Raw genomic sequence first — 26,645 nt, forward strand, 5'->3', positions numbered from 1 at the left:
CACCTTCTTCTTCATCGCATCACGCAGGCTGGGAAAGGCGGGCTGTTTCGGCATCGGCAGGACTCCTCTGGCGGACGCCCCAAACCTATCAGATTAGGCAGAAAGTCGCAGGTTTTTCAGACGTTCCCGAAGTCCCAGGTTCACTGGGAGGATCTGCAAAAGACGATAGAGAAAGTGACGGGTATCAAGGTCTTTGTGCAGGATCTGACACATCACCAGAAAGACAAGTTCAAGTGGGGCGCAGCGTTACCTGTTCCCGATATGAACAAACGCAGCGGCTTTCATTTCGCGATCCTGATACAGACGCCCATGCCGACCATGCTGCGCAAGATCATGAACGTAATCCGGGAGGATAGCGGCATCGTCGGTAACGTGACGCTTCACCTGATCGAGGTAGCCGTGGATTTTTATCCCAAGACCGCCGATCAGGCGCATCGCATCCTGCTCCGTGAACGGATGGTTGGCCTGCTGCAGCGACATCACTGGGTGCCACATTCTCTTCTCGTTCGGCCTGAAGTGGAAACGCCGTGCCATGTAGATGCGCGCCAGCAATTTCGCGACTGCAAGAAGCCTGGAACGAAGATACGTTACCTTTTCCCTCACAAGAAGCCCGGGGCGACCATGCCGGATCACATGATCAAGGATCCGAAAGTCAGGGATCGTATTCTGACCGAGAAGCTTGGAGAAGTGCTGCATCTCAATTCCACCGTCGCAAAAGGTGCGAAGAACGCATCTGCGCACGTCACGATCCAGCATAAGATCGCGGATCAAAGGAATCCCGTCAGCGGCACCAAGCGAGTGCTCTCGGAAAACGAGCGCCGTGCACGCGTCGAAGTCACGCTTTCCGGGGCGGATATACTCGAGGAGCGCGGCCTCGTCACGATCAACGATCTCGGTCAGGTCTCGTTAAAGAAACTGACGAGGCCGTTCTTGTCTTTCCGGCTGGGCACCATAGACGCATGGCAGTACCTACTTGATGACGCTGAGGCCCAGATGCGAACGCGCGGCGTCTATGGCTTGGAGCTCAGGGAGCGCGCGGGGGAGCTTGAAGCGAGGGAAAGAAGACGTAAAGCAGGAGAGAAACTACCACGCAATAAAGATAGAGAAGGGCAGGGGCTCGATGCGTGGCAGGAGCTCAACGAGGTGACCGCTGACGCTCTGGATATGCTTGGCCGCCGCTGGCGCGGCTTCTCGTGGAGTTGAGTCCGGTGATCGTCTGGTCTCGTTCCAAGAGCGACGGCATAGAGTCGCCTCAGAAAGTAGATTGTCACGGCTGGTGCAAGGGCTGTCTCTTGAGGTTGCGAAGCTAGAAAGAGGGGGGCTGTCTGTCTGCGTGGTTCTTCTTCCCTACTTGCCTTCTTGTCTCCATGGAGGGGAAAGGAGGGTTACCCCAGTTAATAGGGCAGGACGTCGTGTGTGCGACGCGCGTTCTACCGACAGAAGCCATAAATTCAGCACTTACTGATGCTACACAGGTGATCGTGCGCTTCGGATCCGGCATTCAGGACTCGGCATATTCGAGAAATAGACGTCATGGTTCGGGGGTTAAGAGCTAATTGAATTGTCCCGCCCAGAGGCATGCTGGCATCTCGCCGGGTGCTGCCGACGAGCCCCCTCAGAGCGCTTGAGGCGCTCACTGAGCCTTCTCGGCGCTGTTTCGGCTGCACAAGCCATGTGACAGGCACGGCGCTCCTGCGCGCTCTCACGGGCTCTGTAAGGAAGCTGCCTTGAATGACAGGTCACGGTCAGACATATCTTGTCGTGTGAAAGGTGGAAAATCGACCTGGCAAGTCGCCTCGCGCGATCTGCATCACGGGCGACCTGCCACGCCGTCAGAACGTCCTGCACACGCGCCTGAGCAGCTGCACGCAGCGAAGCGTCGGGGGCAGGTCGCGGCCATCGCTGATCATCCGCAGGAACTCCACCCACGCGACCTCGTTGTCGGTCAGGGTCTCGGGGCCGAAGCCTGGGCTGCGCGTGCGGGGATACGCCGCCCGGGCCGACGGGCTGCTCGGTCTCGTCATGTCCTACTTCCGGAAGATCGCCCGGATCGCCGCGCGGCCGCGGCTGGTCATGCGCGGGTCGCTGTGATCCGAGGCCTCGCGGATCTCCTGCAGCCAGCCGAGCTCGTTGCCGGTCACAGGCGTGCCCATGATTTCCACGAGCGCGTGCGCCGCCGTGTCGCCCTCCACCTGTTCGAGCGTCAGGCGCAACAGGTAAGCGGGATCACACTCAAGCGCGCGTGCCAGGCTGGGCACGCGATCAAGCGGCAGCTTGCTCGAGCCGTTCTTCAACATCGAGAGCATGTTGACGCTGACAAACCCGGCCTCGACGGCGATCTCGATCTGCGACTTCCGGGGCTTGAGCTCCATCACGCGCTTGTCGATGTATTTCGCGAGCCGGGTCTCGGCGTAAGGTTTCTTCGGCATTTTCTTCCTCTTTTTAGTCAGTTATCTAACAGCGTGTCAGCTGCGTGTTTAATTCATAGCAACAGACTCATGGGGATCGGCCGGGGGATCGAATTGATCTAACGGCACCATTTCCCCGGCAGGACGGCGCGCGCAAATGGCTACTCTGGCGAGGCGCGGCCAGCCTCGTGTGTAAAGTAACAGTGCACTCTTGGCTGCGTGGTCCGGCTGGACCGGCTGGACCACGTGGTTCGCCCTGATCGTCAGGTGCTCGGTTCGCTTGAATCGTTTGGACCGCTTGGACCAGTTGGACCGACATGAAACCAGGCCGTCATCCGGATCTGAACGGTCCGCTCGGTCCAAGCGGTCCGGTGAGCAGGAAGGGCTGATGGCCCCTCCCGCCATCTAATGTCAGGACGCGCTTACTCCTCAGGCTCACCCATCTCGCGGAGCTTCGCGGCGTTGACGGCATAGGTCCACGGGCGGCCTTCGATCTGCCGTCCCATCCGCACCTGGAAACCGCCGCTCTTCTGAGTCTTCAGGAATCCGCCATCCGCGTGCAGCCGAGCCACTTCGCCCGGATTATTCGGAGCGTGAATCTTCTGCCAGCACTCCGTCCGGATGTAGACCCAGGGCTCGTCTCGCCATCCATCGACCGGGGGATTGTCCTCGGTCCCGATCATCTGAAAGCGATCATGGTGCTTTGCGATATAATCCCGCGTGCGCTGCACGGACGTGTCGATCTCTGCGTTCGTCACGCCCTCCTCGGCCTTGAACCAATCCCTGAACATCTTTCCCGCCGCCGCTCTCGCTGCTCCTGCGGGCCAACCGGTCAGACCGGCCTTGGTGGCCAGCTCCCCCGCGAGTGCCGCAATGGCGAAGCGCTTGAGGACACGACGCGCCTGTCCATCACTCGGCGACAGATCTTCGCGCTTTGCCATGTCACGGCAAAATTTATCAATGAACGTCTGCCAGTTCTTTTTCTTTTCCCTGGTTCCCATCACGCGCTCGACAAAGAGCGGACCGGCATGGCCGTAATTCTCGAGGCTCGCCTGATCGAGCCGTTTGACGAAAGCGCTGCCACCGTCTGCACCGTGAAGATCATCAAAGGCGCCGTGCACCCGGCAGTCAGCCTCCAGATTGATCAGACGCACCGCCTGGCCAGCGAACATCTTGCGACCTGCCGTCTTCATGTGTTCTTCGAGCGTGACTTCGCCGCTCGACAGGATGGGCACGCGCCACTGCTGCGCTGACTGCAGCTTCCCATTCGCCTTTGCCCTGCTCCGCCCCTTTCCATTGCCCAGCATGTAGACAGTCTCTCCGACAGTCCTGGGATCGGCATTATGCAGCTCCTCGAGATTCAGCAGCGTGTCGTTGCATGCGGCCGCGACCCCCTCAAGGCCGCTGAGCGTGCCGTTCCAGCTCTGCAGCAGGCCCGGCGCGCCCCAGACGGATGAGGCGACATACTGGATCGTCGACTTGCCGCGGGACGACTTGCCGCGCAGGTGAAACCCTCCTCCGGTCTGGCCGAGAATGGACAGAAGCGGTCCGCTGAACGCGTGAGAGACCGCCAGCATCATCAGCGGATTACCGACGCACCGTGCCGCGACCTCGTTCTTCCAAGCATCGAGCGTGCCCTGCGTGTTGATTGCCGCCTTCATGTCGTCCGGGACGCTGTCCGTCATCACAAGGGCATGTCCGATCACGCGGCCGTTGCCGAGAACGAAGGCGTCATGCGCGTCACTGGTCCAGCCGACCCGGTTGCAGCGAAGGTAGACTGCCTCGAGCTGCCACGAACGCAGCAACAGCATCACGCTTTCCGCCGCCTTGCGTGCCGGTGCCAGCTCGAGGCCGAGGTCGAAGAGCGGGGCGAGGGCGACGTTCGGCGACTGCGAAAGCTGCCGCCCTTCGAGGACCAGCTCATGCCAGTTCCCTTCGGGATCCTGCATCGAGACCACGCGGCCCCAGCCATGGCCCGTCGCAGTCCGGCACCGTCCGATCACGACGACGGGCGAGCATATCTGCACCGGCACCAGGTCGTCATCATCTCCGGGACGAAACTCGTAGATCCCATCATAGCAGAGGGTGAAGCCTTCGGGAATACCGGCGAGACCGTGACCGTCGATCGCGGCAGATGCGCCATGTCCGAGAGCGTCGCCGGTATGCGGAAAGGTGACGATGTTCTCGCGTGCGCTGTCGTGCGGGGAGAAGGTGCTGTGATTTGTCATGGAGTTACCTCGAGTTTACATGACGGGATCGTTCGGCGAGACTAGGGTCACGCCGCTGATATGGCTGACGCCCCGCGTCGCGGGGCGGTCAGGGTTTGGCTGTTGTGTCTAGGCTGGCCTTCAGCGGGCCATCAGGGCATCGACATCGAGAGCGGAGACGAAGCCGCAGGTGAGCCGGCTTTCCCAGTCCTCGATATCCGAGAGGTGCCAGCGGGTGGCGCCACCCAGCTTGAAGGGCTTGGGAAACTCGCCATTCCGCTTCCAGCGCCAGATCGAGTCCTTCGACACGTTGAAGCGCTGGGCGACCTGGTCGACGGAGAGATAAAGGTTTTCGGATTTGGCATCAGTCACGCGACATCTCCTTTCTTGTGCAGGCAAGACTGTGTCAGCCGAACCGAATCGTTTCGACGGTTGATCAGGCATGCGTGCGGGTTTCGATGTGCGGATTGTGCCAAACGAAAAATAGGATTTCTTCAGGTTTCTATAGGTTTCTGTAGGCGTCAGATAAGTGTCTGTTTTTATGACCTTATCGACCTTGGAGATTTAACCGTTTCAGAATGTCAAGGGATGATGGGTGACCTCAACGGTTCTGGGATCCTCCGGTGCCGACCTCGAAAACAGCGGTGTCGATGTCACCAGCGCCTGAGAACGCCGATAAGGCTTATGTCTACGAAGAGGGGACCGAATGCGTGCCCATGCGTGCGACCCCGGAGAACCTGCTTGTCATCCCCTCAATGCTGAACACCGCTTGCCCGCGACGTTGTCGATTGGCCAATGTGCTGACCGTCGCCTGTCTGGGAGAGTCGGCGTCGGCGCGCACTACATGACTGCAGCGATCATCGGTGTCGGAGTCGTAATAATTTCGTTCGTGGTGACGCCGCCAGACATGGCACGCTTAGAAAAGAGCTGCAGTCGACCGCAAACACCAGCACGCTAAGGGATTAACTATGGTGGTATTTATGGTGGGTCACCTGTCCTCATACATAAGAAAACAGATCAATAACAATGAGTTGTAGGATGATAATGGCGGAAGGGGTGGGATTCGAACCCACGGATGCTTGCACATCGCCGGTTTTCAAGACCGGTGCAATCGACCACTCTGCCACCCTTCCGGTCGCGCGCGGGCGCGGCGAGTGAGACGTCAGTAGCGGGGCGCGCCCGATTCTGAAAGTACCTCGCTGTCCCGGACCCGCCAGCAGGGAAATCCGCGCAGTGTCTGGCTGCGCGCTTTTCACGCTGAGGTGGACAGGGTAGACTGGTGCGCGAAGAGGCGGAAGATGACAAGTCCGCGCGGAGCACAGGCGAGAGGCATATCATGAAGCGAGTGAAACGAGGCGGATCCCTGGCCCGCGGCCCGGCCCTTTTGGCGGGGCTCTGGGTGGCGTTGCTTGCGGGATGCGACGAGAGCGGAAACTTCTCACTGCTGCAGCCTGGCGCGGGCGAACAGGGCGCGGCGGTCGATGGCAACACGCGCTCGACCCGGCTGGTGGAGCGCGATGTCGAGGTTCCCGAAGTATTCCAGGCGACGGACATGGGGCTTTGGGACGGGCGGCCATCGCTCGGCGGGGTCTGGGTGGCCCATCCCGATGTCAAGGATCCCGAGCGTGTCATCATCCGCAACACGGACGATGGCAAGTTCGTCATTGGGGCGCTGTTCCGGCGTCAGCGCGACGTGCCCGGCCCAGCCTTCCAGGTGTCCTCGGATGCGGCGGCGGCGCTTGGTCTGCTGGCGGGTTCGCCCCAACAGCTCAACGTCACGGCCCTGCGCCGCGAGGAAGCCCCCGTCGAGGACGACGCGGCGGAATCCGAGGACACCGGGGCTGCGCAGGAGGTCGCCCCCGCACCCGAGATCGCGGCGAGCGATCTTGACCCGGTGGCTGGGGCCGCCGCGGCGATCGAGGCCGCCGAGGTGGAGGAGGCTGCCGCCGCACCGCAAGCGTCCGAGGCCGCGCCTGAGCCTGAGCAATATCCGGGGCGCGCCGCCTCGGCGCTTGCCAAGCCTTATGTTCAGGTGGGTATCTTCAGCATCGAGCAGAACGCCCGCAACACAGCCACCGCCCTGCGGCAGGCGGGCATGGTGCCCACGGTGTTCGATCAGACCTCGCAGGGCAAGCGCTTCTGGCGGGTCGTGGTCGGGCCCATGCGCACGGCCACCGAACGCGCCGCGATCCTGGAGAAGATCAAGGGAATCGGCTTTGGCGATGCCTACGCGGTCACCAACTGAACGGGGGATGCCGTTATGAGATTTGTGAATGTCTGTTTGTCGGCCCTGCTGGCGGTCGTCCTGGCGCTGCCGGCGAGCGCATTCGAGACGAGCGCGCGCGCGGCCTTTGTGATGGATGTGGCCACCGGCACGGTGCTTCTGAACAAGAACGGCGACACGCCGCTGCCGCCTGCCTCGATGTCCAAGCTGATGACGCTCTACGTGGCGTTCGAGGCGATCCGGGAGGGGCGGCTCTCGCTTGACGAGCGGCTTCCGGTCTCGCGGCACGCGATGAGCTATGGCGGATCGACCATGTTCCTCGATACCACAGACCGGGTGCGCGTCGAGGATCTGTTGCGCGGGATTGTCGTGCTGTCGGGCAATGACGCTTGCGCGGTGATCGCCGAGGCGCTGAGCCCCGACGGCACGGAGGCCGGATTTGCCCGCTACATGACGCAGCGCGCGCAAGCCCTTGGCATGACAAACTCCGTCTTCAGGAATTCCAACGGCTGGCCCGCCGAGGGGCACGTGATGTCGATGCGTGACCTGGTGCTCCTGTCGCGCCACATCATCGAGGACTTCCCGGAGTTCTACCAGATGTTCGCCGAGCGGGAGTTCAGCTTCGACGGGCGCGCACCCGCCAATATCCACAACCGCAACCCGCTGCTCGGGCTCGGGATCGGCGCGGACGGGCTCAAGACCGGGCACACGCAGTCGGCGGGCTACGGGCTTGTCGGCTCGGCCGTGCAGGATGGTCAACGGATCATCTTCGCGATCAGCGGGCTCGACACCGCGGCGCAGCGCGCCCGGGAATCCGAGGCGATCGTCAACTGGGCGTTCCGGCAATTCACCCGCAAGACCGTGCTGCGCGAAGGCGAGGTGGTGGCCCGCGCGCCGATCTGGATGGGCGAGGCGGGGGAGGTGGGGCTCGCTCCGGCGCAGGATATCGTGACGCTGCTGCCGGTGCTCGAAAGCGAGCGGCTGGCGGCGGAGGTGGTCTATACCGGGCCGATCCGCGCACCCGTGGCCAAGGGCGATCCGCTGGCCGAGCTCGTGCTGACCCCCGAGGGCCTGCCCGAGACGCGGGTTCAACTGGTTGCAACCGAGGCTGTGACGCAGGGCGGGTTCGTGACCCGGCTGCGCATGGTGGCGGGGCAGCTTCTTGGGCGGTTGCGAGAGGTCCCAGAGGGCGCATCTTGAGCGGGCGCGGCCTCTTCGTCAGCTTCGAGGGGATCGACGGGTCGGGCAAATCCACACAGGCGCGGCTTTTGGCAGATCGGCTGCGCGGGGCGGGTCGCGAGGTGGTGCTCACACGTGAGCCGGGCGGCAGCCCCGGGGCCGAGGAGATCCGCAAGCTGCTGCTGACCGGCGATGGAGATCGCTGGTCGCCCGAGACCGAGCTGTTGCTGTTTACCGCCGCGCGGCGCGACCATCTCGAGCGGGTGATCGCGCCGGCGATCGAGCGCGGGGCGGTGGTGATCTCGGACCGTTTCGCCGACAGCACCCGCGTCTACCAGGGGGTGGGTCGCGCCGACCTGCGCCCGGTGGTGGACGAGTTGCACGCGCTGATGATCGCGCGCGAGCCCGATCTGACGCTGCTCATCGATATCGGCCCGCGCGAGGGCCTGGAGCGCGCCGCCGAGCGAGGTGGCGGCGAGGCGCGGTTCGAGGATTTCGGCGAGGGGTTGCAGAAGCGGCTGCGGGCGGGATTTCTCGCGCTGGCCGACGAGTTTCCCGACCGCGTCGCGGTGATCGACGGCGCCCGCCCCCCCGAAGCGGTGGCGGTGGACGTGGCGCGCGTGGTGGAGGCGCGGCTGGGATGAACGAGGACGTTCTGCCAGAGCCCGATCGCGCCGAGGGCGCGCCGCACCCACGCGAGACCCTGCACCTGATGGGGCAGGGCGCGGCCGAGGCGGCGTTTCTCGACGCCCATGCCACGGGCCGTCTCCACCACGCCTGGATGCTGACCGGTCCAAACGGTGTGGGAAAGGCCACGCTCGCCTGGCGCATCGCGCGGTTCCTGCTGACCCATCAGGAGGTGCACGAAGACGGGCTATTTGGTGCACCACCCCCGCCCGAGACGTTGGACGTGGACCCCGGGCACCCCGTCGCGCGGCGAATGCTAGCGTTGTCGGAGCCCGGGCTGTTCCTGCTGCGGCGCGGACCCAACGACAAGGGCGACCGGCTGGCGCAGGACATCCGCGTGGCCGAAGTGCGCAAGATGGGAAATTTCTTTTCGCTTTCCGCTGCGGATGGCGGGCGGCGGGTGGTGATCGTCGATGCCGCCGACGAGCTTAACCCGCAGGCTGCCAACGCGCTCCTCAAGATGCTTGAGGAGCCGCCTGCGCGCACGGTGATGCTGCTCATCGCGCATCAGCCTTCGAGCCTATTGCCGACGATCCGCTCGCGCTGCCGGATGCTGCGGCTGGTGCCGCTGGGGCCCGAGGATATGGCCCGTGCGCTGGACCAGGCGGGGATCGACCCCGGTGGCGACGCGGCGGTACTGGCCGAACTGGCCGCGGGATCGGTGGGCGCGGCGGCGCGGTTGGTCACGCTCGACGGCGTGGCGCTCTACGCCGAGATCGTGGCACTGATGGAGAGCCTGCCGCGGTTTGATCGGGCGCGCGCGCTGCGCCTCGCCGAGGCGGTGGCGCAGCGCGGGGCCGAGGCGCGACGCAGCCTGCTGTTCTCGCTCATCGACCTGTTTCTCGTGCGGCTGGCGCGGACCGGGGCCACCGGCGCGCCGCCCGCCGTCGAGGCGGCACCCGGCGAGGCGGCACTCCTGGCACGGCTCGCCCCCGACGCGGGGCGTGCGCGGCTCTGGGCGCAGGTCTCGGAAGAGGTCGGTTCGCGCGCGCGTCACGGGCTGGCGGTCAACCTTGACCCTGTCAGCCTTGTCCTAGATACCGTGCTCAGGATTAAGCAGACCGCCGGGGGTTAGCCCTGGCCTCGCAGGGAACGCATGAGCACCGACATCCGTATCACCGACAGCCACTGCCACCTCGATTTTCCCGATTTCGACGGGGAGCGCGACGAGATCATCGCGCGGGCACGCGAGGCGGGCGTGCACCGCATGGTCACGATCTGCACGCGGCTGCGGCAGGAGCCGCAGGTTCGCGCCATCGCCGAGGCGTACCGCCATGTGTTCTATGCTGCCGGAACCCACCCGATGAGCGCGGCCGAGGAGCCGATGGCCACTGTAGAGGACCTGGTCGCGCTGACTGCGCATCCCAAGTTCGTCGGCATCGGCGAGTCGGGGCTCGACTACCACTACACCGCCGACAGTGCGGAGGTGCAGCAGCAGAGCCTGCGCGTGCATATCGCGGCCGCGCGGGAAACCGGCCTGCCGCTTATCATTCATGCCCGCGCGGCGGATGAGGACATGGCGCGCATCCTCGCCGAGGAATACCGCAACGGGCCCTATGATTGCGTGATGCATTGCTTTTCGTCCGGTGCGGGATTGGCGCGGGCGGCGCTTGACCTCGGGTTCTACCTGTCGATGTCCGGAATTGCCGCCTTTCCCAAGAGCCAGGAGCTGCGCGATATCTTTGCGTCCGCCCCGGTGGATCGCATCCTTGTCGAGACCGACGCGCCCTATCTCGCGCCGCCGCCCTATCGCGGCAAGCGCAACGAGCCGGCCTATACCGCGCATACCGCGCGGAAGGGGGCGGAGGTGTTCGGTATGGATTGGCCCGAGTTCGCAGCGCAGACCGAGGCAAATTTCGAGCGGCTGTTCTCGCGGGCGGTGATCTGATGGGGGAATTGCGGTTTACCATCCTCGGCTGTGGATCGTCGGGCGGCGTGCCACGGCTCGGCGGGCATTGGGGGGACTGTGATCCGGGCGAGCCGCGCAATTTCCGCCGCCGCTGTTCGATGCTGGTGGAGCACGAGACCGGGGCGGGCGTGACCCGGGTGCTGATCGACACCTCGCCGGATCTTCGTGCGCAGCTATTGGATGCCGGTGTCGGCGCGCTCGACGCGGTTGTCTATACACATTCCCATGCCGATCACGTCCACGGTATCGACGATCTGCGAATGATCGTCTTCAACATGCGCCAGCGGCTGCCCGTCTACGCCGATGGCGACACGCAGAACGCGCTCTATTCGCGGTTCGGCTATGCCTTCGTGCAGCCCGAGGACAGCCCGTATCCGCCGATCCTCGACATGCACACGATCGACGGCTCCTTCACCATCGAAGGGCAGGGCGGGCCGATCACGCTGACCCCGTTCACCGTGCGGCATGGCAGCATTGACGCCCTGGGGTTTCGCATCGGTGATCTGGCCTATCTGCCGGACGTCCTGGATATCCCCGAGCGGGCCTGGACCGCGCTCGAAGGGCTCGATTGCTGGGTGCTCGACGCGCTCAGGCGCAAGCCGCACCCGACGCACGCGCATCTCGAACTCGCGCTGGAGTGGATCGCGCGCGCCGCCCCGCGCCGGGCGGTGCTGACCAACATGCATATCGATATGGACTACGCGACCATCGCCGACGAGACGCCCGCGCATGTCACCCCCGCCTTTGACGGGATGGTGATCCGCTACGCGGTCTGAGCCGGTGCAGGCGCTTCTCGAGGTCATACTTCCGGTCTTTCTGGTGATCGGGTTCGGCTATCTCGCGGTTTGGCGGGGCTGGTTCAGCGCGGCGGGCGTGGATGGCCTCATGACCTTCACCCAGAAATTCGCCATCCCGTGCCTGCTCTTCGCGGCGCTGGCGCGACTCGATCTGGCGCAGAGCTTCGACTGGCGGCTGCTCTTGAGCTTTTATACCGGGGCGCTGTCGGGGTTTTTGCTGGGGCTGTTCGGTGCGCGGCTGATCTTTGGTCGATCGTGGGAAGATGCGGTGGCCATTGGCTTTTGCGGCCTCTTCTCCAACTCTGTCCTGCTGGGCTTGCCGATCATGGAGCGTGCCTACGGGGTGGGCGCGCTCTCGGCCAACTTTGCGATCATCGCGGTGCATTCGCCGTTTTGCTACGGCATCGGCATCACCGCGATGGAGGTGGTGCGCGCGCGCGGACAGAGCGGGGTGACGGTCGCGGCCAAGGTGGGGCGTGCGATGTTCTCCAATACGCTCATCATGGGTATCGCTGCGGGCTTTGCGGTCAACCTGTCGGGGCTGCCGATCCCGGGGCCGGTGAACGACGCGCTCGACCTGATGGTGCGCGCGGCGCTTCCGGCGGCGTTGTTCGGGTTGGGGGGTGTGCTGGTGCAGTACCGCCCCGAGGGCGACATGCGCGCGATCCTCTATGTCTGTGCGGTCTCGCTGGTGGCGCACCCGGCGATCACCTACGGGCTGGGCCGGGCGCTGTCGCTGCCGGTGGAGGGCTTGCGCGCGGCAGTGGTGACGGCGGCGATGGCGCCGGGGGTCAATGCCTATATCTTCGCCAACATGTATGGTCATGCCAAGCGGGTGGCGGCGTCAAGCGTGCTGATCGCCACGGGGCTGACGGTGGTCACCGCGTGGCTGTGGCTGCAGGTGTTGCCGTGATTGGCCTTGAGCGGTCGTTTGGGATTTGGTCCCGGCGCGGATTCAAGGGCGAAGCCCGCCGCGCCATCGCATGTCCGCCCCCCGGACAGGCGATATGGTTAAGTCAGCGCGCCGACTAAATCTTTTGCGGGAAAGCTGAAATAAAGCGCACTGAAAAACCGTCGGGTCGCCTGCCCGCGGACATGCGATGGCGCGGCTCAGCGCTTGACGTTCAACGTCCGCTACAGGCCAAACGCGCCCTTACTCTGTCTTGAGCGGGGCACCCCCGGCGAAGCTGTTGCCGTTGACGTAGTCGCAGGGCGCGTCCTGCATTTCGAGGTGGAGGCCGGTGCCGTTGTAGGGGTGGGCGCGGGCGAGGGCCTCGTCAATCTCGATGCCAAGGCCCGGTGTCGTGGGTGGCGTGATGAAGCCGTCCTCGACCGTGATGCCGCCCTTGATGAGCGCTGCGTGATAGGGCGTCTCGATGGTCTCTGCCATCAAGATGTTGGGGATCGAGGCGGCAAGAGCTACATTCGCTGCCCATTCGACGGGGCCGGCGTAGAGGTGGGGGGCCATTTGCGCGTTGTGGGCCTCGGCGATGGCGGCGACCTTCTTCATCTCCCAGATGCCGCCCGCGCGGCCAAGCGCCGGTTGCAGGATTTCGGCGGCTCCGGCGCGCAGTACTGCGGCGAATTCGGCCTTGGTGGTGAGCCGTTCGCCGGTGGCGACGGGAATGCGCACGGCGCGGGCGACGCGGGCCATTTCATCAATGTTATCAGGGGGCACGGGCTCTTCGAACCAGAGCGGGGAATAGGGTTCGAGCGCCTGGCCCAGCCGGATGGCACCGGCGGTGGTGAACTGTCCGTGGGTGCCGAAAAGGAGGTCGGCGCGGTCGCCCACGGCCTCTCGGATGGCGCGGCAGAAGGCCACGGAGAGCGAGATGTCGGCCATCGCGGGCATGTGCCCGCCGCGCATGGTGTAGGGGCCGGCGGGGTCGAATTTTATCGCGGTATATCCGCGACTTACACAGTCGAGCGCGCTCTCGGCGGCCATCTCGGGGGAGGTCCAGAAGGCGGTCAGGTCGTGATGGGGCAGGGGGTAGAGGTAGGTATAGGCGCGGACGCGGTCGTTCATCCGGCCCCCGAGTAGCGCCCAGACGGGCCGCCCGCGCGCCTTGCCGAGGATGTCCCAGCAGGCGATTTCCAGCCCCGAGAACGCGCCCATGACCGTCAGGTCGGGCCGCTGCGTGAAGCCGGAAGAATAGGCGCGGCGGAACATAAGTTCTATGTTTTCAGGGCTTTCACCCGCCATATGGCGCGCGAACACATCCTCGATCACGGCGCGCATGGCCTCTGGTCCGACGCTCGCAGCATAGCATTCGCCCCAGCCAGTGATCCCGTCATCGGTGGTGAGCTTGACGAGAATCCAGTAGCACCCGCCCCAGCCCGGCGCGGGCGGGGAGGTGACGATGATGTCGAGATCGGCGAGTTTCATGGGGGTCTCCGGGGGCTGGTTTTGCCTGTCGGTATCGTGTCGGTATTTCGTCGGTATCGCGTCGGTGCCCGTGCGGTCAGCCGAACACGATCACGTTGCGCCGCGCAGACCCGGATTTGGTGTCGGCGATGGCCTCGTTGATCCGGTCGAGCGGCCAGCGGTTCGAGATCAGTTCGTCGAGTTTCAGCCGCCCCTGCGCGTAGAGATCGACCATCCAGGGGATGTCGCGGCGGATCACCGTTTCGCCCATCTTGGAGCCGATCATCGCCTGCCCGGCGGCGGCAAAATTGGCGGCTTCATAGCGGCTCTCGTCGCCGGAATGGGGCATGCCGACCATCACCATCCGGCCACCCCCCGCGAGGTAGCGGGGCGCCGCGTCATAGGCGCGCGCCGCGCCCACGGTGACGAAGACCGCGTCCGCGCCGCGCCCCATCGCCTGTTTCGCCGCGCGCCACGGTTTTGCGTTGGTGGCGAGCACCCCGTCGGTGGCGCCGAATTCGAGCGCGGTGGCGAGCTTTTCCTCGGTCATGTCCACGGCCACGATGCGCCGCGCGCCCGCGATGCGCGCGCCCTGGATGGCGTTCAACCCGACGCCGCCCGCGCCGATCACCACCACGTCCTCGCCCGCGCGCAGATGGGCTGCGTTCACCACCGCGCCCACGCCGGTGATGACGCCGCAGGCCAGAAGCGAGGCGGCGGCCATGTCGATCCCTTCGGGCAGTTTCACGACCTGGCTGTGATGCACGACGACCGCCTCGGCAAAGGCACCGCAGGCCATCGCCTGGTGCAGCGTGCTGCCATCCGGCAGGCTGAGCGGCCCGCGATCGCCGTCATAGGAGGTCTCGCATCCGGTGGGGCGGCCCCCGGCGCAGGAAGAGCATTGCCCACAGGCGCGAATGAGCGTGACAACCACCGGATCGCCCGGCGCGATGCCGGTGACGCCCGCGCCCGTGGCGCGCACCCGGCCCGCCGCCTCGTGGCCGTAGACTGCCGGCAGCGTGCCGCCCCAGCCGCCATCGGCATAGGTGATGTCGGAATGGCAGATCGCCACGGCGTCGAGCGCGACCTCGATCTCGCCGGCCTCTGGCGCGCGCAGGTGGACGTTCTCGATGCTGAGCGGGGCGCCGAATCGGTGGCAGACGGCGGCCTTGATAATGCCCATGAATTTCTCCCTCGGTTTTTCACAGGTGACCGGGATTCGAGTTTGGGTGCAAGGGCAATTATGCGGCGGCGCGTGCGGGTGAAAGGGGTATCGGGAAAGACGGGGTGGGGCGGGTGGTGACCTGGAGGGGACGTTCAGGTCTTGGTGCCAATGCGCGGAGTAAAGGCGCGTTTACGCGCCGCCGCGCATCGCCGGGCCGCCCCCCGGCACGGCGACATGGCTGCAACCTGTGCGCCGTTCGGGCCTTCTTCGGATTTGGCTGCCATTAAGCGCGGCAGAACGAACCTTGGATCGTCGCGCCGCGGCCCGTCGACGCGCGGCTAGTGCAAACGACCGCTCCATGCCAAACCCGCAGGTCAACGATATGGCGGGTTGTCCCCCGGTGCGGTGCGCAGATGCCCCGTAGCGTCGATGAAGCCGCCGAGACAGGCGGCGTAGTCCTGCGGGGCGTCGATGGGAGGCACATGGCCGGTGCCGCGCAACAGGCAGAATTGCGAGCCGGGGATGAGGTCCACCGTTTCTCGCACCAGATCGGGCGGGGTGGAGCCGTCCTCCGACCCGGCGATGCCGAGCGCGGGGATGCGCAGCCCGGAGGTGGGGGTGTAGAAATCGGTGCCGGAAATGGCGGCGGCGCAGCCGGCGTAGCCCTCGGGGTCGTGGGCGCGCAGATGCTCGCACCACGGCAGGTGGTGGCCAGCCCTGACATAGGCGCGCGGGAACCACCGATCGCAGGAGGCGCGGGCCAGCTTTTCCATCCCGCCCGGTTGCCGCGCGGTGGCGATGCGGTCGGCCCAGATTTCGGGTGTGCCGATCTTGGCCCCGGTATTCGACAGCACCAGCGCGCGCACGAGGTCGGGCCGTTTCACCGCCAGCCCCTGCGCCACCATCCCGCCGATGGAAAGGCCCACGAACATGGCATCGCGCAGGCCGAGGTGATCCATCAGTCGCTCGGCATCGCGGATCAGCGCGCCCATCGTGTAGGGCGCGGGCGGGCAGGAGGATCGCCCGTGCCCGCGCGCATCGTAGCGGACAACCCGCACGCCTGCTGGCAGGAGCGGCATGATGTTGTCCCACAGCATCGTGCCGGTGCCGAGCGCGTGGGCGAGGACGAGGGGCGGGCCGTCGGGCGCGCCCTCGTCGAGGTAATGAAGCGTCACGTCGCCAAGGTCGAGAAAGGGCATGGCGCGGCTTCCCTCAGCAGAACCGCGCAAGCGCGGTGGTGAAGATATCGGCATCGACATTGCCGCCCGAGATGGTGCAGATCACCGCCTCGCCCTCGATCTCATCCGCGTGAAAGAGGGCGGCGGCGAGCGCCACGGCGCCGCCCGGCTCTGCCACCACCTTGAGCCGCTGGAAGGCGAGTGCCATCGCGTGCAGCGCCTCGTCGTCGGTCACCACAATGCCCGGTCCGCAGAGGCGGTGCATGATCGGGAAGGTGAGCGCGCCGGGCTGCGGCGTTATGATCGCGTCGCAAAGGCCGCCCGCGCTCGTCGCGTTGCGCTCGATCCGGCCATTGCGGAGCGAGCGGGCCACGTCGTCGAAGCCCTCGGGCTCCACCGGGCGCGCGCGCAGGCCCGGCGCGTCGGCCTCCAGCGCCAGCGCGATGCCGGACGTCAGCCCGCCACCGCCGCAGCAGACGAGCACATCGGCGGTCTCGATCCCGAGAGCGGCGGCGTCCTCGGCGATTTCCAGCCCGGTGGTGCCCTGGCCCGCGATGACCTGCGGCTCGTCGAAGGGCCTGATGAGGGTGAGCCCGCGCTCGGTGCTGAGCCGGTCGCCGAGCGCATCGCGATCCTCTCCCGCGCGGTCGTAGAGCACCACCTCTGCCCCGAGGGCGCACGTGTTGTCGATCTTCAGGCGTGGCGCGTCGGACGGCATGATGATCACGCTCGGCACACCGAACTCGCGCGCCGCGAGGGCGACGCCCTGCGCGTGGTTGCCGCTGGAAAAGGCGATCACCCCGTGCGCGCGGGTATCGGCGTCAAGCGCCGAGATGGCCGAGCGCGCGCCGCGATACTTGAAGCTGCCGGTGTGTTGCAGGCATTCGGGTTTAATGAGAACGCGCCGCCCGGCGATTTCATCGAGAAAGGGCGAGGTGAGCAGCGGCGTGCGCCGCGCGTGCCCGGCAAGGCGCGCCTGCGCCGCGCGGATCATGGTGATGTCGGTCATCGTGTCTGCTCCAGCAGGGATCGGATGGCGGCGAGCGCCTGCGGCTCGTCGAGGAACGGCACGTGGCCGCGATCGGGTACGGTGGCGGCGATCATGCCGGGGTGGCGCGCTTGCATCCTGGCGAAGGTCTCGGGCGAAAGCAGGTCGGAATTCGCGCCCCGGATCGCGGCGAGGGGGAGGCCGCCCAATGCCGCGAACATCTGCCACAGGTCCGGGGCCTCGCCCGCGCCCGCCTGTCCCACCAGCGCGTCGCGCAGGCGCGGATCGTAGCGCAGGCCCAGCCCGCCGCCCGGTTTCTCGAAGAACATCGCCTCGGCCTGTGCGCGCCAGCGGGCGAGCGGCACGCCGGGGAAGGCGGCGGCGTGGACATGGGCCAGCGCGCTCGCGGCGGCGTCGAGATCGGGCAGGTCGGGCTCTCGCCCGACGTAATCCATGATCCGGGCGATGCCGGTGTCGGCCACCTCGGGGCCGATATCGTTCAGCACCACGCCCACGAGCCGGCCCGGGTGCAGATGCGCCAGCGCCATCGCGATCAGCCCGCCGCGCGATGTGCCGATGATGGTGACGCGGTCAAGGCCGAGGTGATCGAGCAATTCAGTCGCATCGCGGGCCTCGGTCAGGATGTTGTAGGACATGAAATCGGCGGCGTGATCTGATTGCCCGCGCCCGCGATAGTCTAGCCGGATGAGCCGCGTGTCCGAGAGATGGGGGGCCATGAAGTCGAAATCGGCGCTGTTGCGCGTGAGCCCGGCGAGGCACAGGACGGGGTGTCCCGTGCCCTCGTCCCGGAAATGCAGCGACAGCCCATCCGAAGTGGCAAACCTTGCCATCAGCCCCGCACCATGCCGGGGATGCCGGAAAGGTCGGAGAGCTGTGCGTCGGGCGCGGCGGGCAGACGGTCCACCGGGTCGCCCGCGCGGTTGACCCACACGGTGCGGAAGCCGTAGCCGGCGGCGGCGCAGGCGTCCCAGCCGTTGGACGAGACGAAGAGCACCTCCTCGGGCGGGCAGCCGAAGCGCTGGCCGACGAGGTCATAGACCACGCGGGCGGGCTTGAAGATGCCGACGCTTTCGACCGAGAGCACGTCGTCCAGCCGGTCGCCGATACCCGCGGACCGCACCGCCCCGTCGAGCATGTCCGGCGCGCCGTTGGAGAGGATCGCCGTGCTGATCCCGTCCGCCTTGAGCGCGGCGAGCATGTCGGGCACCTCGGGGTAGGCCTCGAGTTCCCAGTAGAGTTGCAGCAGCCGCTCGCGCAGGTCGGCATCCCCGAGCAGGCCCTCGGATTCGAGCGCCCAGTCGAGCCCGTCCTGCGTGATCTGCCAGAAGCCGATATGTTCGCCCATCACGGCGCGCAGCCAGGTGTATTGCAGTTGCTTGAGGCGCCATTTCTCGGCGATGGCGGGCCAGTGGCGGGCAAAGTTCTCGCGCCCCGGTTCGGAGGCTGCGGCGCGCGCCGCGGCGGCCACGTCGAAGAGCGTGCCATAAGCGTCGAAGATGCAGGTGGTGATCGGCATGACGTGTCCCTTTCTGTCGGTTGCGCGGAGACTGGCACGAACCGGGGGAAGGGGAAAGCCCTGCCACGCGCGCAGGCTGTTTGCGAATCCGTGACGGCTCGGCTAGGGTCTCTGCATCAACCGAGCACCCGCGCGCCGCGCGGCCTTGCAAACTCACCCATCCCCAAGCATTGGAACATCGTATGACCCAGGTCAAAGAGGGCGACACCGTCCGTATTCACTACACCGGCACGCTGGCCGATGGCGAGACCTTCGATTCGTCGCAAGGCCGCGATCCGCTGGAATTCACCGTTGGGTCGGGGCAGATCATCCCCGGTCTCGAAGCCGCGCTGCCCGGCATGGCCGTTGGCGAGAAAAAGACCGTCGAGGTGCCCGCCGCCGAAGCCTATGGCGACGCCGACCCCGACGCCAAGCAGGCGGTGCCGCGCGCCGACATCCCCGAGGATATCCCGCTCGATATCGGCACGCGCCTTCAGGTGCAGACGCCGCAGGGGCAGGTGATGCCCGTGACGGTGGCCGAAGTGACCGAAGAGCAGGTGATCCTCGACGCCAACCACCCGCTGGCGGGGCAGGACCTCACGTTCGCCATCGAGGTGGTCGATATCGACTGATCGCGGATGCCGCGACGGAATGCGCGCGCCGGGCCTTGCCCGGCGCGTTGCGTTTGAGGGGGGTGATGGGGCCCCGCGACACTACTTCTGAGCGACATGCTCTAGTTCAACACACGGACGGCTGCGCCGATCAGGTCCAGGACCTCGCGCGTATCGCGATCCACGCGGTAGACGTAATCGCCCACGCGGTAGTAGGTCTCGTTGGCATCAAGCCCGTAGCGCCCCGGATGGCGGACGATCCAGTAATCGCCAAAGATGATGTCGCCACGCCCGTATTTGCGAGCTTGCCCCGGTGGCACGCAGGGTGGATTTTTCTTGGCCAGACCGGGCGGGCAATCGGCGACTCTACCAACGCCGACTGGATGTCCCTTGAGCGACTTGTGATTTCCCGCCTCTGCAGCGAGGCCGAGACAGACTACAACCGCTGAGGTGATGAGAAGCGGAATCTGTCGCATAAGAGATCTCCTCGTAATGACTACCTGTCGGACATGTAATCATCTTCCCTGCAATGTGCTTCTCTTGAACACGTATGTCGGCGGAAAGAGGCTTATCGGCGGATACGCCGTGCCCGCATTCTTTCAACTTTGGCAGCATTGCGAGCTTGACTGCCTTTATCGAGGCAATCCATGTGCACGCCGGGTCAGGCCGTGTCGGTCTGCAACCGCAATGCGCTCGACCCGGTTATTGTGCCATTGCTGATGGCGCCTCGGACCTGGCGCGATCCACGACAAATCCGGCAAGGGGCTGCGGGGGTGTCCTCAGCCCTCGCTCAGCGCGACCTTCATGTCGCGGACCTGGTAGATGACCTCGCCATCGGCCTCGACGATGCCATCGGCCACCCCCATCGTGAGCCGCCGGGTCTGCACCGCCTTGGTGAAATCCACCTTGTAGGTGAGCATCGTTCTGTCGGGGCGGACCATGCCCGTGAGCTTTACCTCGCCCACGCCGAGCGCATAGCCGCGCCCCTGCCAGCCGCGCCAGCCGAGGTTGAAGCCGGTGAGCTGCCACAGGCCGTCGAGTCCGAGGCAGCCGGGCATGATCGGGTTGCCGGGGAAGTGGCATTCGAAGAACCACAGGTCGGGGCGGATGTCGAACTCGGCCACAACGTGGCCCTTGCCATGCGCTCCGCCATCGCCCGAGATATCGGTGATGCGGTCCATCATCAGCATCGGCGGCAGGGGCAGTTGCGCGTTGCCGGGGCCGAAAAGCTCTCCCCGCGCGCATTTCAGGAGGTCATCGCGATCGAAGCTGCGCGGATACTCGGCCATCGGGGCAATCCCTTTCACATGCGGGCGGGCGGGGTCTGGCATTCCTCTATCACCGCGCGAATCCTCCTTGCAACCCTGCGCCGCACCGTCCGTGCTGCATAATGGTCGCGATTTTCGTTTGAAATCGAGGGGGCGGAAAACCTATATTGCAGGGTAACGATAGGGAAATGGCGATGACGGATCAGCACAGCATCATGGCGACCGACTGGCTTGGGCAGGTCGGGCTGCGGCCGACGCGGCAGCGCGTGGCGCTGGCGCGGCTGTTGCACGGCGACGGCCAGCACCGCCACGTCACCGCCGAGAGCCTGTTTGCCGATGCCCGCGCGGCGGGCGAGAGCGTGTCGCTTGCCACCATCTACAACACGCTCAAGGCGTTCTGCGACGCGGGGCTTTTGCAGGAGGTGACGGTGGATGGCTCCAAGAGCTATTTCGACACCAACACCCATGATCACCCGCATTTCTTTTGGGAAGACGAGAACCGGCTGAGCGACGCGCCCGCCGACGAACTGGAGATCGCGCGCCTGCCTTCGGCCCCCGAAGGCGCTGAGATCACCGCCGTCGACGTGGTGATCCGCCTGCGCCGCAGCCGGGGCTGAGCGCGGCTCATCCCTTTGGCGCGATGCCCGACAGCCCGGCCTGCGTGATGCGGCGGCGCGATTCCTTCAGCCCCTCTTCGAACCCTTCGGCATCGCCGTAGTCGACGAATTGCGCGTAATAGGCATGGTGTGCGCCGACCCGCGCGGCGTGCTTGATCGGGCACCAATAGGCCTCGGTTCGACCCGCGATTTCCTGCACATAGCCGATGAGCCCGTTGCAGTAGCCGCAATAGACGCAGTTCAGCTTTTGCAGGGCGTTGAGATAGGCGAGGTGGTGGCGGTCGATGCGGATGAAATCGGCGCGCCGCACCTTGTCGATCCCGTAGGCGGGAAAGCACACTGCCTGGTAGATGGTCACGAAGAGATCGAGAGCCACGAAAGGCAGGATCATGGCGTAGATCACCGGTGCGGTGATGATCGACATGGGCCGGGTGTGGCGCAGGAAGGTCGAGAGCCGCACCCGCATTTCGCGGTGACGGCGCCGCACCTCGGCCTCGAACACCACGCGGCCGTTCTCGAACCGGTATCGGAACGCGGCGCGGCGGCGGGCGAACTCTTCTTCCATTTCATCCTGCAACTCGCGGATGCGGGCGAGGATCGTCTCGGTGGTGCTCACGGGCGGGCCTCCGGGCTGGTGCGTGTGGCGCGACGCTACCCTACCGCGCGGTGACGCGAAACCGTGTCTGATGCCGGGACGCTTGCCCCTAACCGCTTGCCCCGTATACCTGCCTGTCTTACACAAGGCGGGAGCGCAGATAGGAGGACGGCGATGCGTCGAGTCGTGGTGACCGGGCTGGGGATCGTCTCCAGCATCGGCAACAACGTCGAGGAGGTTCTGACCTCGCTCCGGGAGGGGCGGTCGGGGATCACCGCCAATGACGCGATGGCCGAGCATGGCTTTCGCAGCCGTGTGGCGGGCGCGATCAACCTCGATATTACCGAGCATGTGGACAAGCGCACGCTGCGCTTCATGGGGCCGGGGGCCGCCTATGCCCATGTCGCCATGAGCCAGGCCATCGCCGATTCGGGGCTGGAGGAGGGCGATATCGTCAACCCGCGCACCGGGCTCATCGCCGGATCGGGCGGGCCGTCGACCTCGGCGATGCTGGCGGCGCACCAGGTGGTGCTCAAGACGGGCTCCACCCGGCGGATCGGGCCGTTTGCCGTGCCCAAGACCATGTGCTCGACGATCTCGGCCAATCTGAGCACCGCGTTCCGGATCAAGGGGATCAACTATTCGATCACCTCTGCCTGTTCCACCTCGCTGCATTGCATCGGCAACGCCGCCGAGCAGATCATGATGGGCAAGCAGGACGTGATGTTCGCCGGCGGCGGAGAGGAACTGGACTGGACGCTGTCGTGCCTGTTCGACGCGATGGGGGCGATGTCGTCGAAATACAATGATGACCCTTCCCGCGCGAGCCGCGCCTTCGACGAGGGGCGCGACGGGTTCGTGATCTCGGGCGGGGGCGGCATCGTGGTGCTGGAGGATCTCGATCACGCGCTCGCGCGGGGTGCGAAGATCTATGCCGAGGTCACGGGATACGGTGCCACCTCGGATGGCGAGGACATGGTGGCCCCCTCGGGCGAGGGGGGCGAGCGGGCGATGCGGCTGGCCCTCTCGATGCTGCCCGAGGGCCGCAAGGTGAGCTATATCAACGCGCACGGCACCTCGACCCCGGTGGGCGACGTGGGCGAGGTCGAGGCGGTGCGCCGCATCTTTGGGCGCGGCACGACGCCGCCGATCAGTTCGACCAAGTCGATGACCGGCCACAGCCAGGGCGCGACCGGCGCGCAGGAGGCGATCTACTGCCTGCTGGCACTCGAGCACGATTTCATCATCCCCTCGATCAATGTCGAGACGCTGGACCCCGCGCTCGATCCGGGCGAGATCGCCACCGCACGGGTGGACGGGGCCGGGCTCGACACGGTGATGACCAACAGTTTCGGCTTCGGTGGCACCAACGGTGCGATGCTGCTGAGCAAGTATCACGGATGACAGGCAAATGACGATTTCGATGCAGGGCAAGCGCGGGCTTATCATGGGGGTGGCCAATGATCGCTCTATCGCCTGGGGGATCGCCCGCGAGATGCGCGCGGCGGGGGCAGAGCTGGCGTTTACCTACCAGGGCGAGGCGTTCGGCAAGCGCGTGGCCCCGCTCGCCGAGAGCCTCGGGTCGGACCTGCTTCTCGACGTGGATGTGACCGACGACGAGTCGCTCGGCGCGGCCTTTGGCAAATTGGCCGAAAGCTGGCCGACCATTGATTTCGTGGTCCACGCCATCGCCTATTCGGACAAATCGGAGCTGACGGGGCGGTTTCTCAACACCAGCCGCGCGAATTTCAAGCATTCGCTGGATATCTCGACCTACTCCTTCATCGAGGTGGCGCGGCGCGCCTATCCGCTAATGAAGGCGAATGGTGGCTGCCTGATGACGCTGACGTACCAGGGATCGAACAAGGTGGTGCCCAATTACAACGTGATGGGGGTGGCCAAGGCCGCGCTAGAGGCGACGACGCGGTACCTGGCCAACGATCTCGGCCCCGACGGCATCCGCGTCAACGCGCTCAGCCCCGGCCCGATGAAGACGCTGGCGGGTGCGGCCATCGGAGGCGCGCGCAAGACGTTCAAGCATACCGAAATGAACGCGCCGCTGCGCGCCAATGCCACGCTTGAGGCGATCGGCGGCACGGCGGTCTGGCTTGCCTCGGACGCCGGGGCGTGCACCAGTGGCGAGATCATCCATATTGATTGCGGCTACCATGTTCTGGGGATGCCGCAGGCCGAGAACCTCTGAGGTCAGGGCGCGGCCCAGGTTCTGCCCCATTCCCGCCATGCGGGGGCGATAACCTGCGGCAATGTCCGTGGTCTATTCATCCCAGCCTCCGCGAGAGCAGGTTCTTGCCGCCAGAGCGCGCCGCGCGCGGGCCTGGGCCTGGCCGGTGCGGCTGGCGCTGCTGGTCTGTATCGGCACGGCGATCTGGCAGGAGCCGCGGCTTGCCCCCTGGGTTCATGCGCGGATGCAGGAGGCGGTCGCCTACGCCGGGGCCGCCATCGAGGGCGCGCCGGGGCCGGGTACGCTTCTGGCGGGAATGGGCGGCGGCTCTTCCTCCTCGGGCAACAAGGCGGGGCTTTCGGGATGGTTCATCGACACGGTGATGCGCTGAGGCGCTGGCCACGCCGTCGTGAGTGGTGCGCGTGTTGATCTCGACACATGAATGCCCATCTCGGATGTATGACACACACAAGCCGCACACACCCCAATGTGCCGAGCGTAGATCAATCGGACCGCACGGTGCCCGCGAACCTGCGCCAATCCGGCACCACCCCCGTCCAGATGCTGATTTCAACACGGGTGCGCAAATCGCCGTTCTGGCACCTGTCGATCGAGGCGGGGGCGTGGCGTGCCACCGTCTACAACCGCATGTATCACCCGCGCGGCTATGCCCGGCCCGAGGATGGCGGAGCGATGGCGGAATACCGGGCGCTGGTCAATGGCGTGACGCTGTGGAACGTTGCGGTGGAGCGGCAAATCCGCGTCAAAGGGCCGGATGCCGAGGACTTCGTCAACACCGTCATCACCCGCGACGCCACCCGCATCAAGCCAATGCACGGCAAATACTGCATATTGTGCAATGACAAGGGCGGCATCCTGAACGATCCGGTGCTGCTGCGGCTGGCCGACGATGAATTCTGGTTCTCGATCTCGGACACGGACCTGATGTTGTGGTTGCAGGGGGTGAACACGCCGAAACGCTGGGATGTCGATATCCGCGAGCTGGACGTGGCCCCGTTGCAGGTACAAGGCCCGCTGTCGGAAGAATTGATGGCCGATCTGCTGGGCGAAGGTCTGCGGAAAATTCCCTATTACGGGCTGATGCATGCCGAGATCGACGGCTGCCCGGTGGTCATCAGCCAGACCGGGTTCAGCGGTGAGAAGGGATATGAGATTTACGTGCGCGACGCGTCGCAGACGGCCGAGCGCGTCTGGTATGCGTTGCGCGGCATCGGGGCGCATTACGGCCTCCGCGTGATCGCCCCGGGGCATCATCGGCGGATCGCGGCGGGTATACTGTCCTGGGGGCAGGACATGGACTCAGAGACCTCTCCGTTTCAGGTCAACCTCGCCTACCAGGTGCCGCGCAACAAGGATGCCGACTATATCGGCAAGGCGGCGCTGGAGGAGCAGCGTGCCGAAATCGAGGCGGGGCGCTACCCGTTCGCGCTGAAACTCGTGGGGCTGAAGGTTGGCGGCAAGCCGATCACCGATTACGCGCCGGATTTCTGGCTGGTCGGGGACGAAAATGATGAACGCTGCGGCTATGTCACCTCGCCGTGGTATTCGCCCGACCTGGAGCAGAACATCGCGCTTGCCTATGTGCCGTGGGAGAAATCGGCCATCGGCACGCGGCTGCGGGTCGAGTTGCCCGAAATGTACCAGGAGACGTCGGGAAAATCGGTATCGGCAATCGTGTCCGAGGTGCCGTTTGTCGCGTCGGCGCACCCGAGCGCGCGCGAGCGCCGGAAAGAGGGCGGAGCCTGAGCACGGGTCAGAACCACTGCCCCGGCTCCATCAGGCCGAGGTCGAGCAATTGCCGCGAGTGCCATTCGAATGGCACGGAATTGTGCCAGGTGAAGGTCGGGATGTCGAAGGTCGAGCCCGGATTGCGCTTGAGCGCCTTGGCGGTGCGAAACGACGCGATGGCGGCGGTCAGGTTGTTGTGCCAGGGGCAGGCATAGGTGTTGTATTCCTCGTCCGAGAAGGTGTGATCGGCGCGCAGGATCACCCCCGGCTGCGCGCGAAACAGCGCGACGCGGTCGATCTTGCGGCGGTTGGCCGGGATGTGTTCCTCGAATCGCCAGCGCAGCCCACCGAAGAAATCGAGCTGGCGTTCCCTGGGTTGGTTGTGATTGTCCGGGTCGGGGCGCCCGAGCGCGTAATAGCCAGAGCGGTCGAGCTGTGCCTCTTCGAGCGAGACGGCATCGGCGTGGCGGTCGAGATCGGGGGCGTAGAGGTCGATCACGTAGGCAAGCATCGCGTCGCGCCGTTCCTCGGTGTGGAAGGCGAGCAGTTCGCCGACGCTGCGCGTTTCGCAGAACGGGTAGAACAGGTATTCGGCGTTGAAACAGTAATACATCCACAGCCCCGGCGCGGCGGCGGCCACGGCATTGACCGCGTCAATCGGATCCTCGCCGCCGGCTGCGTCGAAGCGGATGCGGTGGACCATCTGCTCTGTGGTCACGTCGGGCGCGGCGGCAAAGGCGTCGGGCGCGAAGAACAGCACCGACTTGAACCCCAGATCGAGATGATGGCGCAGGGTCGAGTCGATCTCGGTCTCGTCCTCGGCGAAGATCATCGCCAGCGGCCCGTCGGCAAGCGCCGTGCCCGGTGCGGCCAGGAAATCGGTGAGCGTGGGTGCCGTCATTTGTCTATCCTGCCCGTTTCGGTGCAGAATCGGCAAAACCGGCGGGCATTGCAAGAGGGGCCTGCCCTGATGTAGGAGCCGAGCGTGAATTCACAGGCA

The 26,645-nt window shown here is 65.6% G+C and carries 28 protein-coding genes and 1 tRNA gene; 14 read left to right on the forward strand and 15 right to left on the reverse strand.

Going from position 1 to position 26,645, the window contains the following annotated elements:
- Positions 1-1,203: hypothetical protein (locus C6W92_RS04040; RefSeq protein WP_164989166.1), on the forward strand; the 1,203-nt coding region annotated here is incomplete at its 5' end.
- A gap of 629 nt (positions 1,204-1,832) precedes the next feature.
- On the opposite strand, the gene C6W92_RS04045 is transcribed toward C6W92_RS04040, so the two are convergent.
- From C6W92_RS04045 to C6W92_RS04065, 5 genes are all read right to left on the reverse strand, one after another.
- Positions 1,833-2,024, reverse strand: a complete 192-nt coding sequence (locus C6W92_RS04045; RefSeq protein WP_129431774.1) for a hypothetical protein — start codon at positions 2,022-2,024, stop codon at positions 1,833-1,835.
- A 3-nt stretch (positions 2,025-2,027) separates the two neighbouring features.
- Entirely contained in the window at positions 2,028-2,429 is a 402-nt protein-coding gene (locus C6W92_RS04050; protein ID WP_129431775.1) for a helix-turn-helix domain-containing protein, read from the reverse strand.
- Between the two features lie 401 nt (positions 2,430-2,830).
- Positions 2,831-4,636, reverse strand: coding sequence for a DUF927 domain-containing protein (locus C6W92_RS04055; RefSeq protein ID WP_129431776.1), 1,806 nt, complete (start codon positions 4,634-4,636; stop codon positions 2,831-2,833).
- A gap of 120 nt (positions 4,637-4,756) precedes the next feature.
- Positions 4,757-4,987, reverse strand: a complete 231-nt coding sequence (locus C6W92_RS04060; RefSeq protein WP_241691066.1) for a helix-turn-helix domain-containing protein — start codon at positions 4,985-4,987, stop codon at positions 4,757-4,759.
- 673 nt (positions 4,988-5,660) lie between these two features.
- Positions 5,661-5,748, reverse strand: a tRNA-Ser gene (locus C6W92_RS04065).
- A 266-nt stretch (positions 5,749-6,014) separates the two neighbouring features.
- On the opposite strand from C6W92_RS04065, the gene C6W92_RS04070 reads away from it, so the two are divergent.
- From C6W92_RS04070 to C6W92_RS04100, 7 genes are read left to right on the forward strand one after another with little or no spacing between them, the layout of a single operon-like run.
- Entirely contained in the window at positions 6,015-6,860 is an 846-nt protein-coding gene (locus tag C6W92_RS04070; protein WP_347232783.1) for an SPOR domain-containing protein, read from the forward strand.
- 15 nt (positions 6,861-6,875) lie between these two features.
- Positions 6,876-8,039 (forward strand): D-alanyl-D-alanine carboxypeptidase family protein, encoded by a 1,164-nt coding sequence (locus C6W92_RS04075; protein WP_129431779.1) that lies wholly within the window; start codon positions 6,876-6,878, stop codon positions 8,037-8,039.
- Positions 8,036-8,662: a dTMP kinase gene (tmk, locus tag C6W92_RS04080; RefSeq protein WP_129431780.1), complete on the forward strand. Its 627-nt coding sequence runs from the start codon at positions 8,036-8,038 to the stop codon at positions 8,660-8,662. Before C6W92_RS04075 ends, tmk begins: the two co-directional genes overlap by 4 nt.
- Entirely contained in the window at positions 8,659-9,780 is a 1,122-nt protein-coding gene (locus tag C6W92_RS04085) for a DNA polymerase III subunit delta' (RefSeq protein ID WP_129431781.1), read from the forward strand. The genes tmk and C6W92_RS04085 overlap by 4 nt, the downstream gene beginning before the upstream one ends.
- Positions 9,781-9,801: 21 nt before the next feature.
- Entirely contained in the window at positions 9,802-10,593 is a 792-nt protein-coding gene (locus C6W92_RS04090; RefSeq protein WP_129431782.1) for a TatD family hydrolase, read from the forward strand.
- Complete coding sequence (locus C6W92_RS04095; RefSeq protein WP_129431783.1) at positions 10,593-11,390, forward strand: MBL fold metallo-hydrolase; 798 nt, start codon at positions 10,593-10,595, stop codon at positions 11,388-11,390. Before C6W92_RS04090 ends, C6W92_RS04095 begins: the two co-directional genes overlap by 1 nt.
- Positions 11,391-11,394: 4 nt before the next feature.
- The gene (locus C6W92_RS04100) at positions 11,395-12,324 is read left to right on the forward strand and encodes an AEC family transporter (protein WP_129431784.1); all 930 of its coding nucleotides are present in this window, start codon (positions 11,395-11,397) and stop codon (positions 12,322-12,324) included.
- A 240-nt stretch (positions 12,325-12,564) separates the two neighbouring features.
- Here C6W92_RS04100 and C6W92_RS04105 read toward each other — a convergent pair whose 3' ends face one another.
- The 6 genes from C6W92_RS04105 to C6W92_RS04130 all read right to left on the reverse strand — a co-directional run bounded on the left by C6W92_RS04105 (position 12,565) and on the right by C6W92_RS04130 (position 18,644).
- On the reverse strand, positions 12,565-13,797 hold the full coding sequence (locus C6W92_RS04105) for a mandelate racemase/muconate lactonizing enzyme family protein (RefSeq protein WP_129431785.1): 1,233 nt from the start codon (positions 13,795-13,797) through the stop codon (positions 12,565-12,567).
- A gap of 76 nt (positions 13,798-13,873) precedes the next feature.
- A complete protein-coding gene (locus C6W92_RS04110; protein WP_129431786.1) occupies positions 13,874-14,959 on the reverse strand; it encodes a zinc-binding dehydrogenase in 1,086 nt (361 codons plus the stop codon).
- Positions 14,960-15,315: 356 nt separating this feature from the next.
- Positions 15,316-16,140 (reverse strand): 3-oxoadipate enol-lactonase, encoded by an 825-nt coding sequence (gene pcaD, locus C6W92_RS04115; RefSeq protein WP_129431787.1) that lies wholly within the window; start codon positions 16,138-16,140, stop codon positions 15,316-15,318.
- Between the two features lie 13 nt (positions 16,141-16,153).
- Positions 16,154-17,128: a threonine/serine dehydratase gene (locus tag C6W92_RS04120; RefSeq protein ID WP_129431788.1), complete on the reverse strand. Its 975-nt coding sequence runs from the start codon at positions 17,126-17,128 to the stop codon at positions 16,154-16,156.
- Positions 17,125-17,958 carry an alpha/beta hydrolase gene (locus C6W92_RS04125; protein WP_129431789.1) on the reverse strand — a complete coding sequence of 278 codons (834 nt, stop codon included), beginning with the start codon at positions 17,956-17,958 and terminating at the stop codon, positions 17,125-17,127. The genes C6W92_RS04120 and C6W92_RS04125 overlap by 4 nt, the downstream gene beginning before the upstream one ends.
- Complete coding sequence (locus C6W92_RS04130) at positions 17,958-18,644, reverse strand: haloacid dehalogenase type II (protein WP_104020297.1); 687 nt, start codon at positions 18,642-18,644, stop codon at positions 17,958-17,960. The genes C6W92_RS04125 and C6W92_RS04130 overlap by 1 nt, the downstream gene beginning before the upstream one ends.
- Before the next feature lie 182 nt (positions 18,645-18,826).
- Here C6W92_RS04130 and C6W92_RS04135 point away from each other — a divergent pair, with 182 nt between their 5' ends.
- The gene (locus C6W92_RS04135) at positions 18,827-19,255 is read left to right on the forward strand and encodes a peptidylprolyl isomerase (protein WP_104020298.1); all 429 of its coding nucleotides are present in this window, start codon (positions 18,827-18,829) and stop codon (positions 19,253-19,255) included.
- Positions 19,256-19,356: 101 nt separating this feature from the next.
- Here the strand turns inward: C6W92_RS04135 and C6W92_RS17920 are convergent, their stop codons facing one another.
- Together C6W92_RS17920 and fabA are read right to left on the reverse strand one after the other, a co-directional pair.
- Positions 19,357-19,710, reverse strand: coding sequence for an excinuclease ABC subunit A (locus tag C6W92_RS17920; RefSeq protein WP_241691067.1), 354 nt, complete (start codon positions 19,708-19,710; stop codon positions 19,357-19,359).
- Positions 19,711-20,013: 303 nt separating this feature from the next.
- Complete coding sequence (gene fabA, locus C6W92_RS04145) at positions 20,014-20,523, reverse strand: bifunctional 3-hydroxydecanoyl-ACP dehydratase/trans-2-decenoyl-ACP isomerase (protein ID WP_104020299.1); 510 nt, start codon at positions 20,521-20,523, stop codon at positions 20,014-20,016.
- 173 nt (positions 20,524-20,696) lie between these two features.
- Here fabA and irrA point away from each other — a divergent pair, with 173 nt between their 5' ends.
- Positions 20,697-21,119 (forward strand): iron response transcriptional regulator IrrA, encoded by a 423-nt coding sequence (gene irrA, locus C6W92_RS04150; RefSeq protein WP_129431790.1) that lies wholly within the window; start codon positions 20,697-20,699, stop codon positions 21,117-21,119.
- 7 nt (positions 21,120-21,126) lie between these two features.
- Here irrA and C6W92_RS04155 read toward each other — a convergent pair whose 3' ends face one another.
- Complete coding sequence (locus C6W92_RS04155; protein ID WP_241691068.1) at positions 21,127-21,735, reverse strand: hypothetical protein; 609 nt, start codon at positions 21,733-21,735, stop codon at positions 21,127-21,129.
- Between the two features lie 153 nt (positions 21,736-21,888).
- Here C6W92_RS04155 and fabB point away from each other — a divergent pair, with 153 nt between their 5' ends.
- The 4 genes from fabB (at position 21,889) to C6W92_RS04175 (ending at position 25,663) form a co-directional block, all read left to right on the forward strand.
- On the forward strand, positions 21,889-23,118 hold the full coding sequence (fabB, locus tag C6W92_RS04160; protein WP_129431791.1) for a beta-ketoacyl-ACP synthase I: 1,230 nt from the start codon (positions 21,889-21,891) through the stop codon (positions 23,116-23,118).
- Positions 23,119-23,125: 7 nt separating this feature from the next.
- Positions 23,126-23,917, forward strand: coding sequence for an enoyl-ACP reductase (locus tag C6W92_RS04165; protein ID WP_129431792.1), 792 nt, complete (start codon positions 23,126-23,128; stop codon positions 23,915-23,917).
- A 61-nt stretch (positions 23,918-23,978) separates the two neighbouring features.
- Positions 23,979-24,287 carry a hypothetical protein gene (locus tag C6W92_RS04170; RefSeq protein ID WP_129431793.1) on the forward strand — a complete coding sequence of 103 codons (309 nt, stop codon included), beginning with the start codon at positions 23,979-23,981 and terminating at the stop codon, positions 24,285-24,287.
- 68 nt (positions 24,288-24,355) lie between these two features.
- Complete coding sequence (locus C6W92_RS04175) at positions 24,356-25,663, forward strand: glycine cleavage T C-terminal barrel domain-containing protein (protein ID WP_241691069.1); 1,308 nt, start codon at positions 24,356-24,358, stop codon at positions 25,661-25,663.
- A gap of 7 nt (positions 25,664-25,670) precedes the next feature.
- Here C6W92_RS04175 and C6W92_RS04180 read toward each other — a convergent pair whose 3' ends face one another.
- Entirely contained in the window at positions 25,671-26,546 is an 876-nt protein-coding gene (locus tag C6W92_RS04180; protein ID WP_129431794.1) for a glycosyltransferase family 2 protein, read from the reverse strand.
- Positions 26,547-26,645: the final 99 nt, after the last annotated feature.

It is taken from the genome of Roseovarius sp. A46, from assembly GCF_004126395.1.
Classification (GTDB): Bacteria; Pseudomonadota; Alphaproteobacteria; order Rhodobacterales; family Rhodobacteraceae; genus Roseovarius; species Roseovarius nitratireducens.

What these genes read in the sequence shown, in the direction of transcription:
- C6W92_RS04045 (WP_129431774.1), bottom strand. Translation starts at nt 2,024, where the DNA reads ATGACGAGACCGAGCAGCCCGTCGGCCCGGGCGGCGTATCCCCGCACG.
- C6W92_RS04050 (WP_129431775.1), bottom strand. Translation starts at nt 2,429, where the DNA reads ATGCCGAAGAAACCTTACGCCGAGACCCGGCTCGCGAAATACATCGAC.
- C6W92_RS04055 (WP_129431776.1), bottom strand. Translation starts at nt 4,636, where the DNA reads ATGACAAATCACAGCACCTTCTCCCCGCACGACAGCGCACGCGAGAAC.
- C6W92_RS04075 (WP_129431779.1), top strand. Translation starts at nt 6,876, where the DNA reads ATGAGATTTGTGAATGTCTGTTTGTCGGCCCTGCTGGCGGTCGTCCTG.
- C6W92_RS04085 (WP_129431781.1), top strand. Translation starts at nt 8,659, where the DNA reads ATGAACGAGGACGTTCTGCCAGAGCCCGATCGCGCCGAGGGCGCGCCG.
- C6W92_RS04090 (WP_129431782.1), top strand. Translation starts at nt 9,802, where the DNA reads ATGAGCACCGACATCCGTATCACCGACAGCCACTGCCACCTCGATTTT.
- C6W92_RS04095 (WP_129431783.1), top strand. Translation starts at nt 10,593, where the DNA reads ATGGGGGAATTGCGGTTTACCATCCTCGGCTGTGGATCGTCGGGCGGC.
- C6W92_RS04105 (WP_129431785.1), bottom strand. Translation starts at nt 13,797, where the DNA reads ATGAAACTCGCCGATCTCGACATCATCGTCACCTCCCCGCCCGCGCCG.
- C6W92_RS04110 (WP_129431786.1), bottom strand. Translation starts at nt 14,959, where the DNA reads ATGGGCATTATCAAGGCCGCCGTCTGCCACCGATTCGGCGCCCCGCTC.
- pcaD (WP_129431787.1), bottom strand. Translation starts at nt 16,140, where the DNA reads ATGCCCTTTCTCGACCTTGGCGACGTGACGCTTCATTACCTCGACGAG.
- C6W92_RS04120 (WP_129431788.1), bottom strand. Translation starts at nt 17,128, where the DNA reads ATGACCGACATCACCATGATCCGCGCGGCGCAGGCGCGCCTTGCCGGG.
- C6W92_RS04125 (WP_129431789.1), bottom strand. Translation starts at nt 17,958, where the DNA reads ATGGCAAGGTTTGCCACTTCGGATGGGCTGTCGCTGCATTTCCGGGAC.
- C6W92_RS04130 (WP_104020297.1), bottom strand. Translation starts at nt 18,644, where the DNA reads ATGCCGATCACCACCTGCATCTTCGACGCTTATGGCACGCTCTTCGAC.
- C6W92_RS04135 (WP_104020298.1), top strand. Translation starts at nt 18,827, where the DNA reads ATGACCCAGGTCAAAGAGGGCGACACCGTCCGTATTCACTACACCGGC.
- C6W92_RS17920 (WP_241691067.1), bottom strand. Translation starts at nt 19,710, where the DNA reads ATGCGACAGATTCCGCTTCTCATCACCTCAGCGGTTGTAGTCTGTCTC.
- fabA (WP_104020299.1), bottom strand. Translation starts at nt 20,523, where the DNA reads ATGGCCGAGTATCCGCGCAGCTTCGATCGCGATGACCTCCTGAAATGC.
- irrA (WP_129431790.1), top strand. Translation starts at nt 20,697, where the DNA reads ATGACGGATCAGCACAGCATCATGGCGACCGACTGGCTTGGGCAGGTC.
- fabB (WP_129431791.1), top strand. Translation starts at nt 21,889, where the DNA reads ATGCGTCGAGTCGTGGTGACCGGGCTGGGGATCGTCTCCAGCATCGGC.
- C6W92_RS04165 (WP_129431792.1), top strand. Translation starts at nt 23,126, where the DNA reads ATGACGATTTCGATGCAGGGCAAGCGCGGGCTTATCATGGGGGTGGCC.
- C6W92_RS04170 (WP_129431793.1), top strand. Translation starts at nt 23,979, where the DNA reads ATGTCCGTGGTCTATTCATCCCAGCCTCCGCGAGAGCAGGTTCTTGCC.
- C6W92_RS04175 (WP_241691069.1), top strand. Translation starts at nt 24,356, where the DNA reads ATGACACACACAAGCCGCACACACCCCAATGTGCCGAGCGTAGATCAA.
- C6W92_RS04180 (WP_129431794.1), bottom strand. Translation starts at nt 26,546, where the DNA reads ATGACGGCACCCACGCTCACCGATTTCCTGGCCGCACCGGGCACGGCG.